Origin of the sequence: Bradyrhizobium sp. UFLA01-814 (genome assembly GCF_046718885.1) — a bacterium.
In the GTDB taxonomy this organism is placed as follows: domain Bacteria; phylum Pseudomonadota; class Alphaproteobacteria; order Rhizobiales; family Xanthobacteraceae; genus Bradyrhizobium; species Bradyrhizobium elkanii.
This window is the reverse complement of sequence record NZ_JAQOSR010000182.1, coordinates 1-16,167: the sequence shown is the minus strand read 5'-3', so window position 1 is coordinate 16,167 and position 16,167 is coordinate 1. Positions and strand designations below refer to the sequence as shown.

10 protein-coding genes, 2 tRNA genes and 2 pseudogenes are annotated in these 16,167 nt (G+C 62.5%); 3 read left to right on the top strand and 11 right to left on the bottom strand.

Annotated features, from left to right (window positions below):
• A pseudogene (locus tag PMN64_RS36185) lies at positions 1–214 on the bottom strand (alkanesulfonate monooxygenase); the annotation flags it as partial.
• Between the two features lie 130 nt (positions 215–344).
• Here PMN64_RS36185 and PMN64_RS36180 point away from each other — a divergent pair.
• Positions 345–421 (top strand) — tRNA-Arg (locus tag PMN64_RS36180).
• Between the two features lie 162 nt (positions 422–583).
• Here PMN64_RS36180 and PMN64_RS36175 read toward each other — a convergent pair.
• From PMN64_RS36175 to PMN64_RS36155, 5 genes and pseudogenes are all read right to left on the bottom strand, one after another.
• Positions 584–1,747, bottom strand: a complete 1,164-nt coding sequence (locus PMN64_RS36175; RefSeq protein WP_411784195.1) for an MFS transporter — start codon at positions 1,745–1,747, stop codon at positions 584–586.
• On the bottom strand, positions 1,744–2,913 hold the full coding sequence (locus tag PMN64_RS36170) for an MFS transporter (RefSeq protein ID WP_411784197.1): 1,170 nt from the start codon (positions 2,911–2,913) through the stop codon (positions 1,744–1,746). Before PMN64_RS36170 ends, PMN64_RS36175 begins: the two co-directional genes overlap by 4 nt.
• A 51-nt stretch (positions 2,914–2,964) precedes the next feature.
• Complete coding sequence (locus tag PMN64_RS36165; RefSeq protein WP_411784194.1) at positions 2,965–4,326, bottom strand: NAD(P)-binding domain-containing protein; 1,362 nt, start codon at positions 4,324–4,326, stop codon at positions 2,965–2,967.
• A gap of 50 nt (positions 4,327–4,376) precedes the next feature.
• Positions 4,377–4,694, bottom strand: coding sequence for an ArsR/SmtB family transcription factor (locus PMN64_RS36160; protein WP_411784193.1), 318 nt, complete (start codon positions 4,692–4,694; stop codon positions 4,377–4,379).
• Between the two features lie 105 nt (positions 4,695–4,799).
• A pseudogene (locus tag PMN64_RS36155) lies at positions 4,800–5,054 on the bottom strand (integrase); the annotation flags it as partial.
• Positions 5,055–5,273: 219 nt separating this feature from the next.
• Here PMN64_RS36155 and PMN64_RS36150 point away from each other — a divergent pair.
• Positions 5,274–5,356 (top strand) — tRNA-OTHER (locus PMN64_RS36150).
• A 55-nt stretch (positions 5,357–5,411) separates the two neighbouring features.
• Here the strand turns inward: PMN64_RS36150 and PMN64_RS36145 are convergent.
• The 3 genes from PMN64_RS36145 to PMN64_RS36135 form a co-directional block, all read right to left on the bottom strand.
• Positions 5,412–5,732, bottom strand: a complete 321-nt coding sequence (locus PMN64_RS36145) for a hypothetical protein (RefSeq protein WP_411784192.1) — start codon at positions 5,730–5,732, stop codon at positions 5,412–5,414.
• Positions 5,733–5,802: 70 nt separating this feature from the next.
• A complete protein-coding gene (locus PMN64_RS36140) occupies positions 5,803–10,626 on the bottom strand; it encodes an NAD-glutamate dehydrogenase (RefSeq protein WP_411784191.1) in 4,824 nt (1,607 codons plus the stop codon).
• Between the two features lie 373 nt (positions 10,627–10,999).
• Complete coding sequence (locus PMN64_RS36135) at positions 11,000–12,943, bottom strand: sigma-54-dependent Fis family transcriptional regulator (RefSeq protein WP_411784190.1); 1,944 nt, start codon at positions 12,941–12,943, stop codon at positions 11,000–11,002.
• 284 nt (positions 12,944–13,227) lie between these two features.
• Between PMN64_RS36135 and PMN64_RS36130 the strand changes: the two genes are divergently transcribed.
• The gene (locus tag PMN64_RS36130) at positions 13,228–15,036 is read left to right on the top strand and encodes an NAD(P)/FAD-dependent oxidoreductase (RefSeq protein WP_411784189.1); all 1,809 of its coding nucleotides are present in this window, start codon (positions 13,228–13,230) and stop codon (positions 15,034–15,036) included.
• Positions 15,037–15,227: 191 nt separating this feature from the next.
• On the opposite strand, the gene PMN64_RS36125 is transcribed toward PMN64_RS36130, so the two are convergent.
• A complete protein-coding gene (locus tag PMN64_RS36125; RefSeq protein ID WP_411784188.1) occupies positions 15,228–15,647 on the bottom strand; it encodes a CBS domain-containing protein in 420 nt (139 codons plus the stop codon).
• Positions 15,648–15,899: 252 nt separating this feature from the next.
• Positions 15,900–16,167, bottom strand: a 268-nt coding sequence (locus tag PMN64_RS36120; protein WP_411784186.1) for an aminoacyl-tRNA deacylase, incomplete at its 5' end; no start/stop codon positions are given.

Here is a 16,167-nt window from a genome sequence, read left to right as displayed (position 1 = left end):
GGCGAGAGCGTGCCGCCATGAAGGCGCCCGTGATCCATGCCTCCCAGCACACCGAGCCCACCGGGATCAGCAGATATTCGAAGCCGGCGTCCTCGGCGGCCGCGACCACGCGCTCGCAGAGTTCCGGCGAGCCGGCGATCTGCGCCTCCATCAGCCCATAGGCCGTGGTGTCGCCATGCGTGGGCAGATACCAGCCGAATTCCAGCGGACGCATGGGCAAACTCCCTCGAAAGACGGCCTTTTTCCGCGGCCTGTCATATTGTCGGAAGGCAGTTTACAGCCCTTAAGCGGCCGGACAACGCCGTTGCCGACAGGGAGCCAATCAGCTAAATGAACCCCTGCACGCACCCGTAGCTCAGCTGGATAGAGCGTTGCCCTCCGAAGGCAAAGGTCACACGTTCGAATCGTGTCGGGTGCGCCAGTTTTTCTTTGTTTACAACGCGATATGAGCGTCCGAACCGAAATTCCAGTTCTGTCTCATGCGAGCGAGTAAGCAATCTGGATAAAATCGTCGCCGAGAGTCGATAGGTTGCTAACTGACAGTGTCGGTCAGAAGTTCGCCTCGCCTAAGGTGTCGCCTCCGTTATGGCGCTTGTCTCGCTCGCAGGAAAAAAAGCGCGATGAATGCGGAAACCGACGCTAGCGCCGTGATCCATAACGCTCCTGCACCGAGATATTCAGCAAACAGGCCAACGGCGAGCGGCGCGACTGCACCGGTCGCGCGGGCCGGAAGCGATAGCACGCCAACGCGACGGCCAAAGCCGTGCGGCCCAAATAGTGCGAGCGGTAGCGTGCCGCGCGCTATGGTCAAGATGCCATTGCCCGCACCGTAGAAGATGGCGAAGGCGGGGGCGAGCACCGGTCCTCCAGCCGCAAGGACTACTATGCCGAGTGGATTCATGACCGTCGCAAGCCGAGTCGACGCAAGAGGATGGTAGCGGCTAAGCCAGCCCGCTTCGATAATCCGCGCTGCCACCTGTGCCGGGCCGATCAGGGTTCCCGCGAGCAGCGCTGCCGCCGGTGTTGCACCGAACTGCAAGAGCAGGGAAGGCATCAAGGCAGAAAGTCCCGAACTCACAAACCCGGTCGCCGCAAAGACATAAGCCACGAGGATCATGGCGACTGTCTCGCTTTGCTGCGCCGACTCTGCGGGGCTTGCCTCATCGGGCAAAGCCGCCTGGAATGGTTTAGCGCGCGGCAGCGACAGGTTCAGCGGCAGCGCCAACGCAATGTGAATAAGCGCCCAAACCTGGCACGCAATCCGCCAGCCAAAGTGCGCATCGAGATACGTGGTGATCGGCCAACCTATCGTGCTTGCAAAGCCTGCAATCAGGGTGATGCCGGTGATCGGCCTGCGGGCGGCGTATCCATACATGCGCGTCAGTGTCGCAAAGGCGGCCTCATAGAGCCCCATCCCCATGCCAACGCCGAGGATGAGCCACGACGCGATCAACACAACGCTTCCGGACGCGAAAGAAAGAAGGACCAGTCCCGCCGCAAACACGACGTTCGAAACGGCAAGCAGCCCCCGGCCGCCGAACGTATCGATGAAATGCCCAACACGCGGTCCCAGGAGGCCCGCCATGATCAGGCCGACCGAAAGCGCGCCGAAAACCTGAGTCGACGAGATCCCAAGGTCGCGGGCGATCGGATTGGCAAGAATCGCCGGCAGATAATAGGTGGAGGCCCACGCCAGCGTTTGGCTGGTGCCAAGCGCCAGTATGATTGGAAGCTGACGTTGACTCATCCCTGTGGCGTCCTCGCCCTCGACCAATAGAGCGCGACGGGGCCGAGCAGAATGCCTGCCGCGAGTACGGCAAACGCTGCCGCCCAGGCGGTGGCACTCGATGGTCCGCCCGCCGCATCCAGCGCGACGCCAAGGGCCCACGCGCCCAAAGCCGACAGACTAAAGCCAACGGTCGAATGCACGGCCATCGTTGCGCCGCGGTAGTTGGGATCGGCGGCCATCGTCATTCCCGAGGTCAACGCACCGGAATCGGCGGGCACCGTGATGGCGTAGACCAACACCAGTGGCAGCAACAGCCATGGCGATTTGTCGGCGAACGCGCCGATCAGCAGCGCCACGCAAGCAGAACTCAACATCACGGCGGTGATGGCGCGATGTCGGCCGAACCGGATCGCGCATTCGTTGCCGAGGATGCTAGCCGGCATCGCGAGCAAAGAGAAAAGCACGCTGACGACGACGGGCGTCAGGAGTGAGCCTTCCGAGTTCCTCACCGCCACGAAAGTCCAGAATCCAACCAGCCAGGTGCGGATGCCGTAAAGCTCAAAGCAGTGGGCGCCATAGCCGAGAACAAAGCCCATGGCGTTGGTGTTGCGGAACACCGGCGCGAAGTCCAAGAGGCGGCCCTGCGCGGGTTTTGGCGCCACCGGCCGCAGCAGGAAGCAGACCGAAAGCATCATCAGCGGGCCCAGCGCTGTCACGAGGAAGGCTGAGCGCCAGCCCAAAGCTTCCGCAACGAGCTGCGAGACCAGGAACGACAGCCCGACGCCGAACGAAAAGCTCGACGTATACAGCGTGATCGCGCGGGATGAATCGCCGGGTACCAGCCGGTCAGTCAGCGCCTTGAGACCGGGCATATAAGCGCCCGCGAAGCCGATGCCCGCAATGGCGTTGAACAATGCTCCGGACCAGAGGCCGGTCGCAAACAGGCCGAACAGCAATGTACCGAGTGCACTGACCGCCGAGCCCGCAATCAGGATCTTGCGCGCGTCGATCCGGTCAGTCAGCGTGGCCAACACCGGCACCGTCAACATGTAGCCAGCTGCGCCCGAGCCGGCGAGAAGGCCAGCCTGCGCACCGCTCAGGTGCCATTCCGGAATCAGGAATGCGGCAAGTATCGACGGCACGACGACATGCGGGAGCAAGCTACCGAGCTGCCCCACACACATCGCCGCGATGACGGATCGCCCCTCTAGCGTCAGCATTCGCACCTTTCCGCGCTAAGCTGCGCAGCCACAGCCAGCTTTTCCTGCACCCTTCGCCTTAGCATCATCGACGCAACAGGCGTCCGCCCGTTCGGTGGCCGGCCCGCCACAGCATTCGACCTGTCCCGGTGTCGCGCTGCGGCTGCACACGCCTGTCTCGGGCAATACGAGTTCAACCCGCGCTGCCGCTTCATTGTCACCGGCAATTTTGGCCGCAATTGACCGCACCTGCTCATAGCCGGTGAGCATCAGGAACGTTGGCGCACGCCCATATGACTTCATGCCGGCGAAGTAGAATCCCGGCTCGTCCTGCGCGAGTTCGGCCGCGCCATGTGGGCGTACTGTGCCGCAGCTATGTTCATTGGGGTCGATCAGCGGCGCCAGCGCGATCGGGCATTCGATGGCCGGATCGAGCTGAATCCGAAGTTCACGCAAGAATTCGAGGTCGGAACGGAACCCCGTCGCGACGATTAGTTCGTCAGCCACAATGCTCCGGTCGCAGCATCCGGCAGTGGCAAGCTTCAGGCGCTCGCCGTCACGGTCGATGCGAGTCACAGGGAAGCTGGCTTCCACTCGGATTTGCCCAGAGGTAACCAGCCCTGCCAGAGCCATTCCCAGTTCGCCACGCGCCACGAGTTTGTCATTGACGCCCCCGCCAAAAGCTTTGGCAGGATTGTCACCGCGCAAGACCCAAATGACTTCGGTGCTCGCAGCCTGAGATTTCAGATTCGTGAGTTCGATTAGCGTGCCAACCGCAGAATGCCCAGCCCCGAGCACGGCGATGGCCTTTCCAGCATACCGGGCGCGATCCTTGCCGAGCACGTCGGGCATCCCGTACGCGATCTTGGTAGCGTTCTCCCGCTCGCCGAGGGCCGGAAGACCGTTTGCGCCACCAGGGTTCGGCGAGAACCAAGTACCTGACGTATCGATCACCGCATCGGCGCGAATGCTTTTCGGGCCCTGCCCGTTTTGGTAGCGAAGCTCGAAAGGCGCGTCGCCGCGGCCTTTGGTCTTGAGCTTGTCGAAACCAACGCGACTGATGTCGATCACGCGGCTTGATGTATGAATGTGATCCTTGAGCACCGTGCGGTGAGCCAGCGGTTCGAGATACTGCGACAGCAACTCACCGCCGGTCGGATATTGCTTTGGATCCGGCGAATTCCAACCGGTTGGCGCCAGCAAGCGCTCAGCCGCTTTGTCGACGTTGTATTCCCACGGCGAGAACAACTGCACGTGGCTCCACTGCCGCATCGCATGACCAATTTCCGGACCTGCTTCCAAAACGGCCGGCGTCATTCCGCGTTCAAGAACATGAGCAGCGGCGGCAAGTCCGACAGGACCTGCGCCAATGATCGCAACCGACTTCGACTGTTCCATTTTGCTTTTCCTATCAAACTAGAAATATCGAAATTTTCGACCTGAAAAGATCAGGCCGCAGTGCTTGTATCCTTGCATTCGGTCGCATCGGCGCAGCATTCAGCAACTAGAAAGTCGACCAGCCTCTGCATCACGTCATAGTTGGCGTGACACGTCAGAGTCGTTGCCTCCCGCACCTGGGTGATGAGGCCGGCGGTCACGAGCGTCTTGACGTGGTGCGACAGGGTTGATGGCGCGATTTTTAGTTTATCCTGCAGTCGGCCGACGGCCAGACCAGCCTGCCCAGCGCGAACAAGGGCACGATAGATCTTGAGCCGGGTCGGATTGCCCAAAGCTTCAAGGTGCATGGCTGCGTCATCCAGTTTCATGTCCATAATCTGTCGCAACAGCTTCAGAATGTCAACCGTATTTCTAGTATTATCGAAATAAAGACGACGAATGATCGCCTAAACGGTTTTCCTGCTTCCACGGCGTAGAATGCCGCCGAGAAGACCAACGGTACGCGTTGCCGTTCCAGCGCCACCCCGGACGATGGCCTTTCCGCGCAGTTTCTTGGTCTTGACCGAAACCCGCGTCTTGCCGGCCATGATGTCTTTGAGGGCCTTGTTGATGTCGGTCTTGGTCAGGTCCTTGACGCGCCGGGTTCCTATGAGGGGAATGATGTGACGTTCGATACGGCCAGTGTCGGTGACGATGGTCGAGGCGTTCTTTGGTCGCCCTCCCTTTCCAGTTCGTCGCCCCAGATCAGGTAGTCCTTCTCTCGGACATCCGCCGCCTCGACAACCCTCTTTGTGATCTTGACCATAACGTTCCTTCGTTCTGGGCGCGATCTCCCAAGTAAGCAACGCGTAAGCAGGCGGGAGAAAATCGGCGCGGGGTTTCGGATAGGAACGTCGCTTCTGTTGTTGAGAATACCCAGACGCTTCAGCTGGATAGCGCATAATAGCGCGCCCTATCGTACTTTTCGGATGAGTACGTTATCTTGCTCCGAAGGCAAAGGTCACACGTTCGAATCGTGTCGGGTGCGCCATTTCCTCGTCGTTTGCCGCCGATCAATTGTGGCCTTTGCCGCGCTTCCCGCGGCTTTAAGGGATTCTTGCCACAACGTTGGGCCGGTTTTTCTCGAGCCAGGCGACGGCCTCGGGTCCATCGACGACACACTCGAAGGTTTCCCAAGTTGGGTCCTCCAGAGATTCCAGTTGCAGTCGCTTCGCCGCATACTCAACGAGGTCGTGCAGACGTTCGTATCCTTGCCTGCGCTCGAGGGAATCTGCAATCGCAGTGCTGGTCCATCCTCGTTGGGCCAAATCGATAATGCTCGGAGCGTCAGCCTCGCTGAACCATGGTGTGGCATCGAACTCGATGCAGCGAACATTGTCGGCGGTATGACAAGTGGCGTGGATCATTGGATTCCTCCGTTTGCCGGCTAACGACCTGCGCCAGCATTGCGCTTCTCACATCGCTCCTCGCACGCCCTCAGGCCTTGACCAGGTCCCCCAGCAGGTTCGCCGCCACCGTCAGCTTGGCAAGGGTCAGGCCGCTGGCAGCGATCTCCTCGACCGAGCGGCGGATACGCGTCGCCTCGGGGTGAGCCGCGAGCCAGGTCTCGACGGCCTGCTGGCCAGACTGGCCGGTCGCCAGCATATCGGCGGCCAGTCTCCTTTCGGCGCCGGCGATCTGCTCGACGGCGCGATCGATGGCCATGCGTTCGAAATAATCGTTGGCCGGCACACTGCGTGCGGCGGCGATGATGCGGTCGAGACGGAAATTCGCCTCGGCGGCGTAGAAGGTCGCGGCGGCATCGCCGATGGGGCGCGTGGTGCGCTCGGCAACCGTCACGATGTCGGGAGCCGAGACCAAAGCATCAAGATCGGCGAGCTCGCCGGCGAGGCCGGCCGGGACACCGGCGTCGGCGAGTTCCTGCCGCCGCTTGACGCGCGCGGCTTGCAAGTCCGGCGGCAAGGCAGTGTCGAGCCCGGCGACGATCTGGCGGATCGCCGGGCCGAAGCGCGCGACGACGGCCTCCAGCCCGTCCTTGAAATCGACATTGCGCACGTACCAGACCATGCGGGAGAGCAGGAGGTCCTGCACTGAAGCGTAGAGGGACAGCTGCAGCTGCCCGTCGATGCAGGCGTCGAGCGCGTCGATCGCGTCATTGAGCCACTTCAGGCCGAAGCTTTCATCGACCGCCACATAGGCCATGACGATGGTCGGGATATCGGCGTCGGTCTCGTCGATCAGGCGCACGACACAGGCCGGGCCGCCGCGATTGATCACCGCATTGGCGAGACTGGTCGCGATGATCTCCCGCCGCAGGCGATGCAATCCGGCCGCGGTCGGGAATTTGTCCTGAACTTCGCGCGGAAAATACTGGGATAGTTCGCGGGCAAGATAGGGGTCATCGGGCACGCTGGTGACGAGCAGGTCATCGTAGAGGGTCAGCTTGGCGTAGGCGAGCAGCACGGCAAGCTCGGGCCGCGCGAGGGACTGGCCGCGCCGTGTGCGCTCGGTGAGCGCGGCGTCGTCGGGCAAGAACTCCACAGCGCGGCTGAGCAAGCCGCGCTGTTCGAGCGACTGCATCAGGCGGGTGAGGAAGCCGGTCTCGGCCACACCCTTGCGCTCGGCCAGCGAGAGCGCCAGCGTCTGCAGATAGTTGTTGCGCAGCACCAGCGCGCCGACCTCGTCGGTCATCGCGGCAAGCAGGCTGTTGCGGTCAGTGGGACTGAGGCGCCCCTCGCGCTCGGGGCGCGCCAGCGCGATCTTGATGTTGACCTCGACGTCGGACGTGTTCACGCCGGCCGAATTGTCGATGGCGTCGGTGTTGAGCTTGACGCCCTTCTGCGCCGCTTCGATGCGGCCGCGCTGGGTAACGCCGAGGTTGGCCCCTTCGCCGATCACCCGGGCGCGCACGTCGCCACCCGCGATGCGGATCGGATCGTTGGCGCGGTCCCCAACCTGATCGTCGCTTTCCCCGGAGGAGCGGACATAGGTGCCGATGCCGCCAAACCACAACAGGTCCGCGCGAGCCTTCAGGATCGCCGTCATCACCTCGAAAGGCGTGGCTTGCGGCTTGTCGAGATCGAGCAGCGTGCGCACTTCCGGCGCAAGCGGGATCGCCTTGAGCGAGCGCGAGAACACGCCGCCGCCCTGCGAGATCAGCGACTTGTCGTAGTCCTGCCAGCTCGATCGCGGCAGATCGAACAGGCGCTTGCGCTCGGCGAAGCTGGTCGATGGATCGGGCGAAGGATCGATGAAGATGTCGCGATGATCGAAAGCCGCCACAAGCCGTGTCGCCGGCGAGAGTAGCATGCCATTGCCGAAAACGTCGCCCGACATGTCGCCGACGCCGACCGCGGTGAACGGCATGGTCTGAATGTCGGTGCCGAGCTCGCGGAAGTGGCGCTTGACCGCCGCCCAGGCGCCACGCGCCGTGATCCCCATCTTCTTGTGGTCGTAACCCTGGCTGCCGCCGGATGCGAAGGCATCGCCGAGCCAATGGTTCTTCTCGGCCGAAATCGCGTTGGCGACGTCGGAGAAGGTGGCGGTGCCCTTGTCGGCGGCAACGACGAGATAGGGATCGTCGCCGTCGTGGCGTACGGTGGATTCGGGCGGCACGACGATGTCGCCGTCGAGATTGTCGGTGAGTTCGAGCAGCGAGCGAACGAAGATGCGATAGCTTTCGGTGCCCTCCGCGAGCCAGGCGTCGCGCTTGGAAGGCGGCGGCAGGCGCTTGGGCACGAAGCCGCCCTTGGCACCGACCGGCACGATCACGGCGTTCTTGACCTGCTGCGCTTTCACCAGGCCGAGGATCTCGGTGCGGAAATCCTGCGGCCGGTCGGACCAGCGCAAGCCACCGCGCGCAACCTTGCCGAACCGCAGGTGAATACCTTCGACGCGAGGGGAATAGACGAAGATCTCGTAGAGCGGTCGTGGAGCGGGCAAGTCGTCGATCCGGCGCGCCTCGAACTTGAAGGAGATCACCGGACGCGGATGTCCATCCTCGCCGATCTGCCACAGATTGGTGCGAACGGTAGCCTGCACCAGATTGGTGAAGCGGCGCAGGATGCGGTCTTCATCGAGCGAGGCGACGGATTTGAGCTGTTCCTCGATCTCGGCAAGCAAAGCCGCCTCGCGCGCCGCGCGCTCGGCGTCCGTCAAGGCGAGGCGCGGATCGAGGCGGGTCTGGAACATCGCGACCAGGCTGGCCGTGATCGCGGCGTTCTTGCGCAAGGTCTCCCACATGTAATCCTGGGTGAACGGAGCGCGGATCTGGTGGAGATAACGCGACAGCGCCCGGATGGTCGAGACTTCCCGCCAGCTTAGGGCGGTGCGCAGGATCAGGCCGTTATATCCGTCGGATTCGGCGCGATCGGTCACCACCGCCATGATCGAGGCTTCCAGGCGATGGCTGAATTCCGGGTTGATCTCGATGGGCTGGCCGTCGCTGGTCTCGATCGTCATGTCGTGCAGCCAGACCGGCGCAGGCCTGGTGCCGGGCACGATCTGATAGGTGCGTTCGTTGACCACGCGCAGGCCGTGATTTTCGATCACCGGCACGCGGTAGGACAACGACAGCGGCACGGCGTCCGAAAACACCTTAAGGCCGAAGCGCCTCGGATCGTCGCCTTCGATGCGGTAAACCGAAATCGTTACCGGGCGGGCCGGCGTCAGCTTTTCGACGGTCGTGATATCGGCGATCGCCTGTTCCGCGCTGAACACCTCGGTATAGCCGCCGCTGAACGCCTGGGCATATCGGTTGGTGAGCATGCGCGCCCGCATGCCGTCGGTCGACGCGGTGAGCGCGGCCTTCAGCTTGTCGGCCCAGGTCGCGGCAATGGCGCTGATCCCGGCTTCGAGCAGGGCGCGGTCGACGACGGGCGTTTTGCCTTCATAGCGTCCGATGATGAAGTGGACGCGCGCAAGCGCCCCTTCAGGGAATGATACGTAGGAAGCGGACAGCTTCCCTTTGTAGACCTGCGCTAAAAAGGCTCCGACGCGCGTGCGGACGTCGGTGTCGTATTTGTCGCGCGGAATGAAGGTGAGGATGGAGACAAAGCGATCGAACTTGTCGACCCGCGGCAGCGCCCGGACGCGCGGACGCTCGTAGAGGATCAGGATCTCGATGACGAAGTTGTAGAGCGTGTCGACGTCGATCTGGAACAGCTCGTCGCGCGGATAATCTTCGAGAATATGCATCAGCGCCTTGCCGGAATGGCCGTTCGGGTCGAAGCCGGCGCGCTGCAGCACCCGCGAAACCTTGTGGCGGACATAAGGGATCTGCCGTACCGAGCGAGTATAGGCGCCCGAGGTGAAAAGGCCGACGACGCGCAACTCACCTTCGAGCCGGCCGTCGGGCGAGTAGAGTTTGATGCCCACATAATCCATCCGGGTACGGCGATGGACGCGGCTGGAGACATTGGCTTTGATGACGATCAGCAGGGTCGGCTCGTGCATGAACTCGCGGATTTCCGGCGTCATCACCACCATTTCGCTGCCTCGGCGCAGGACCTTCACGTCCGGATCGCGCAGGATGCCGAGGCCTTCGCCGGTTGTAATGTCGTCCGACGCGTCGCTGTCGGGCGAGAAGCGATATTTGCGCACGCCGAGGAAAGTGAAATTGTCCGCGCAGAGCCATTGCAGGAACTGATTGGCTTCGGCGAGTTCGTCGATCGGCAGCGGCGGCGGATTGGAAGAGAACGTCTTGATCGCTTCCTCGACACTGTCACGCATGACGCGCCAGTCGGCAACGCAGGCGCGGACATTGTTCAACGTCCTGGTCAGGCCGTCGATCAGCTTCTGGCGATCGGAATCCGCATCCAGGCGGGTGATGTGGAGATGAATCAGGCTTTCGCGCGCGCCCTTTGCTCCGTCCGGCAGTGCTTCCCCGTAGAATCGCAGCAGCTTGCCCCCTTCATCGCGCTCCACGGCGATGATCGGGTGAGCGACCAGGGTGACCTCGAGGCCCTGCTCGGCGAGCTCCGCCATGGTGGAATCGAACAGGAAAGGCATGTTGTCGTTGAGAATTTCGAGCACGGAAATCTCGCGCCCGTTCGGCAACGTCGGATTGACGACGCGGATATCGGCGCTGCCGGCCGTGCGCCGCTGCACGTGCTCCCAGGCTTGCTCCGCCAGTTGGGCAAGCGAGGCGGCATCGTAATTGGCGAGATCCTCGATATTGGTGTAGCCGAACAAGGGCTCGGCAAAGGCCCGGGGGCTCTTGCCCGCTGGCACGCTGCCCGCTGCATCGCGGATCAGGGCTGCCCGGGCCTTGTCGTCACGCCACGCCATAATGTCCTCCATTTGCCGTGCCGTCCGATCGCAGCCGCGACCATCCGCTTGATTCTGGAGTGCATCTCTTCGTGCGTCGCGATCGAATGCTACGCGAAATCCTAGCTTCGACGGCTGCCGACGACAATACTACGATCCCGCAGCGAGCGGCGCACGCTGTCGTGAGGCGTGCCGAATTTTCGCTTGCGACAGCGGCTGGGCCGAAGTCGGCGGCGACGGCGGTCGAACGCCTGGGGCGGGAAAAATCACGTGCAATTTCAATTATGTATGGGTTCGTGGTTTTGTTCTGAATAGTGTGCCGATTTTCCACCATTCAGCCAGCCACCGTTCGGCAGGGACATCGTATCTGACCAGGGCGGTCAGCGACGGCGGGCAGCGCCTGAGGTCAGGTCAGGTCTTTCGGCATCGTGATGCCGAAGCGGAGAATCTGGCGATGGATAGTCGAGCGATCGACCCCGCGTTCGCGTGCCACCCGTGAGACATTCCAGCGATTGTTGCGCAACGCCGTCAATAGCGCATCGGCTTGCCGTGACGTTGCCGTTCCGCCTCGTACCGGCTTTCCGGAGCTGTCCTCACGCAAGGGCTGAGCGATCCGGTCCGGCAGATCGGCAAGATCGATCGTGCCGTCGGTCGACAGCGCGCAGCCATGATCGAGCGCGTTGATCAACTCGCGGATATTGCCAGGCCATTGGTACTTGAGCAGCGCGCTGCGCGCGCTTGCCGTCAGCGCATAGTTGGCCTGGTGCTCCATCGAAAGCCGATGCAGGGATTGATCGATCAGCCACTCGATATCGGTGCGCTGACGCAGCGGAGGCAGCGCAAGCACCGCGCCGTTGAGGCGGAAATAGAGATCTTCGCGGAACTGCCCCGCCTTCACCAGCGCGACGAGGTCGCGATGGGTGGCAGCGATGACGCGGACATTGAGCGGGACCGGCCGGGTGCGGCCGACCGGTGTCACCTCGCGTTCGGCCAGCACGCGCAACAGGCGCGTCTGCGACGAGATCGGCATGTCGCCGATCTCGTCGAGGAACAGGGTGCCGCCGTCGGCCTCGAGCACGAGACCCTTCTTGCCCTTGGCCGCCGCACCGGTGAAGGCGCCCGCCTCGTGGCCAAACAGCTCGCTCTCGATCAGGCTTTCCGGCAGCGCGGCACAGTTGACCGCGACGAAAGGTCTGCCTGCACGCGCACTGACCGAATGCAGCGCCTTCGTCAGGTGCTCCTTGCCAGTGCCGGTTTCGCCGGTGATGAGCAGGCCCATCTGGGTATTGATGAGCTTGGCGGCGCGCGTCACCACGTGGTGCATGGCGGGATCGCCGCGGAACAGGTGGCGCAACGGCGCCGGAAGCCCCGACTCGCTGCGGGAGGAGGCCGGCGCCGCCAGCTTGTTCGGGGGCGGCAAGGTCTGTGCGAACAGCGTCGCGCCGCTGTTGGCAAGCCGCAGCGTGCGCTGGCCGGTGGGGCGCGAATGGGCGAAGCGCGGCAGATCGTCGATGGTGCATTCGAAGATGTCGGACACGCCGAAGCCGTCGGCCCGCAGGCGAAGGTCCGGACGCTTGGCCAGTTCTCGGGCGAGCAGCTGCCTTGCGCGATTGTTGAAGCCGATGATGCGGCCGCTGCTGTCGACGGCCATCACATAGTCCGGATCGACATCGGCGAATTCCGCGGAGCCGGACAGCTTGATGATCCATTCCTGCCGGAAACGGTTCAGCAGGTTCGCATTCTCGATCTTGTGAGCGAACGACTTGACCAGTTGCAGCGCCAGGAACTGGCTGGCCTTCGGTTCCGGCGAGCGCAGCGCGGAGATATCCAGGACCGCAGCGAGCTTGCCGCTGGGATCAAAGACCGGCGCGGCCGTGCAGGTCAGCGGAATATGGGTGGCGTCGAAATGGTCGGATTGATGCACCGTCAGGGCTTCTTCGGTCGCGATGCAGGTGCCGACGGCGCAAGTGCCGGCATGCGGCTCGTTCCAGTCGGCGCCGAGATAGAGGCCGGCCTTGCGAAGCGTGTTGTTGAATGTCGGGTCGCCGATGAAATCCACCGTGATGCCCCTGGCATCGGTGAGCAGCAGCACGTAGCCGAGTCCGGCGATCTGGCGATACAGCATCTCGACGCCGAAGCGCGCCGTGTGGAGGAATTCGTCCATGGCGTCGCGGTGCTCGCGCAGCCGCCCGGATGTCACGATACGAGCGTCGCGCAAGACCAACGGATCGAGCTTGTGTTCGGAGACGCATCGTACCCACGACTGATGGATGATTGCATCACGCGCGCTGGTCTGGCCGACCGCAACGCGAACCAGCTCGTCAATGTGCGCAGCCCGCTCCGTCGTCACGGCTGATGCTCCTGGATGTTTCCCCGCTCGTTGTTGCTTCGAGTGTCACTCGGATTGTGCCGCCGATCAAGTTTGTTGCGTGCAACACCTGTTGCATGGCGCAACAAGTGAGGCGGCCTGACGCCGGCAGTTAACGCGAGGAAATGCCGAGCGTTTTTCGAGATGCGCCGCAGTGGCATGAAGCTTGCTGACATGGTGGTCGAGGCAAGATTCGACCTCGCTAACGAACGCGCCGGAACCACGACGCAAAGGCGATCCGACGCCGGCATATGGGAGAATGAAACATGCTCACGAAGGCCCCGGACGGAAAGATCACCGCGCTGCTCGACGAGTTCAACGCCGCGTTGTCGTCGGGTGACATCGAACGCGCGATCGCGCTGTTCCAGACCGATTGCTACTGGCGCGATCTGGTCACCTTCACCTGGAACATCAAAACCATGGAAGGCAAGGATCAGATTCGCGACATGCTGAAGGCGCGGCTTGCGGACAGCAAACCGTCGGGATGGCGCATTGCCGATGGCGAAGCTGCCAGCGAGGCCGGCGGCATCATCGAGAGCTGGATCGAGTTCGAGACCGATGTCGCGCGCGGCTATGGTCACCTGCGCATGAAGGATGGACGCATCTGGACCTTGCTCACCACCATGGCCGAGCTCAAGGGACATGAGGAGAAATCCGGCTTCACCCGACCGCTCGGCGCCAAGCACGGCCATGGCAAGGACCGTAAGAGCTGGCGCGAGGAACGTGACCAGGAAATCACCGAGCTGGGTCATGCAAAACAACCCTATACGCTGATCATCGGCGGTGGGCAGGGCGGCATCGCGCTTGGCGCGCGGCTGCGGCAACTGAATGTGCCGACCATCATCATCGAGAAGAACGAACGCGCCGGCGATTCCTGGCGCAAACGATACAAGTCGCTCTGTCTGCACGATCCGGTCTGGTACGACCATCTGCCCTATATCGACTTCCCGAAAAACTGGCCGGTGTTCGCGCCGAAGGACAAGATCGGCGACTGGCTGGAGATGTATACGAAGGTGATGGAGCTCAACTACTGGAGCTCGACCACGGCGAAGTCCGCCAAGTATGACGAGAAGGCCGGGGAATGGACCGTCGTGGTCGAGCGCGACGGCAAGGAGATCACGCTCAAGCCGAAGCAGCTCGTGCTGGCGACCGGCATGTCGGGCAAGGCGAACTGGCCCACCTACAAGGGGCAGGACATCTTCAAGGGTGAGCAGCAGCATTCCTCGACCCACCCGGGGCCGGAGAAATATCGCGGCAAGAAGGTGGTGGTGATCGGCTCGAACAACTCCGCCCACGATATTTGCGCGGCGCTGTGGGAAGGTGGTGCCGACGTCACCATGGTGCAGCGCTCATCCACGCATATCGTGAAGTCCGACACGCTGATGGATATCGGGCTCGGCGCGCTCTATTCGGAGCAGGCGGTCGCGAGCGGAGTGACCACACGCAAGGCCGACCTGATCTTCGCCTCGCTACCCTACAAGATCATGCACGAATTCCAGATCCCGCTCTATGAACAGATGCGCGAGCGCGACAAGGATTTCTACGCCGCGCTGGAGAAAGTCGGCTTCATGCATGACTGGGGCGACGACGGCTCGGGCCTGTTCATGAAGTACCTGCGCCGCGGCTCGGGCTATTACATCGACGTCGGCGCCTGCGATCTCGTGATCGATGGTTCGATCAAGCTCAAGAGCGGCAAGGGCGCGGCGGTGCGGGAACTGACCGAAACCGGCGTCAGGTTCGTGGACGGCAGCGAACTCCCCGCCGATCTCGTCGTCTATGCCACCGGCTATGGCTCGATGAACGGTTGGGCCGCCGACCTGATCTCGAAGGACGTCGCCGACAAGGTCGGAAAGGTCTGGGGTCTTGGATCCGAGACCACAAAGGACCCCGGCCCGTGGGAGGGCGAGCAGCGCAACATGTGGAAGCCGACCCAGCAGCAAGCGCTGTGGTTCCACGGCGGCAACCTGCACCAGTCGCGGCATTACTCCCAATATCTGGCGCTGCAACTGAAGGCGCGGATGGAGGGCATCGCGACGCCGGTTTACGGCTTGCAGAAAGTTCATCACCTGGGTTGATTGCCCGGGCGATAACGCGACGTCGGGCGGATCGTTGTGCGATCCGCCCCTCGACAGATCGGATGGCGATCGAACGGTGCCGATCGCCGTCCAGCTTCGGGCCGATGCCTGTGAGACAGCCGGCACCGCTTGCCTTCCCGGTTGATCATGATACTGGCCGGTCTGCCGGATTCCCGCAGACCGGCCTCGCTTCAATGATGAGCAGACACGCTCTTCATGCATTGGGACACGAGATCGGCACCGGCAAACTGGCCTATATCCCCCAGGCTGACCATGCCGACCATCCGTTTACTCTTGTTGATCACAGGCAGCCTGCGGACCTTCAGCGTTTCCATGTGGTGCACCGCTTTCGCCAGATCGTCGTCTTCGCGGCAGCAGTGGATGCCTTCGGTCATCACATCCCGCGCCGTGGTACGCGCAGAGTTGAAGTCCTTGCTCGCAAGACCTTTGCAGACGAGGTCGCGATCCGTCACCATCCCGATCAGACGATCGTCTTGCCCGATCGGAATGCAGCCGATGTCGTGGCCTTGCATCAATTTCGCGATTTCGGTGATTGGCGTGTCGGGGCTTACCCAATCGACGCCCTTGTGCATCACGTCCTTGACTTTCATGGAGGACCTCCCGTCCAAGGCAGCAGCCCCCTCGTTCGCAAATATACAACAGAGTTGACGCGACCGCATGCGTGCCGCGCCTTAAGACGCGATGAAACCGGGTCGGATCGTCATCGCGCATGAGCCCCTTGCTTGAGCATGATCTCCGCGCAAACGCGTTCCTCCCTTGTCTCGGGAGAGAGACACTTCGCACCCTCCCGGATCATGCTCCGGTCGGGGCGCACCGACAGATGGTCCCGCTGTCATGTCGCCTCAGTCGTGCGCACTGAAGCTGCCATGCAGAGAACCGGCGGTCAGGCGTGCGAATTGCGCACGACCGAGATGAAGCAACGTCTCATGATCGCCAGCTTCGATATAGATCTCGGGCTGCATCCGGATGCTGTCATCAACGATAACGTCGAGCCCGTAGCAGCTGCCGGCGGCGGGAACCGCTCCGTGCGCACAGTCCGTGAACAGCCGATCGATCTCGCTTTCGGCGGCCATAGCGATATCGTCACCGAATCTCGCCCTGAGATCCGCC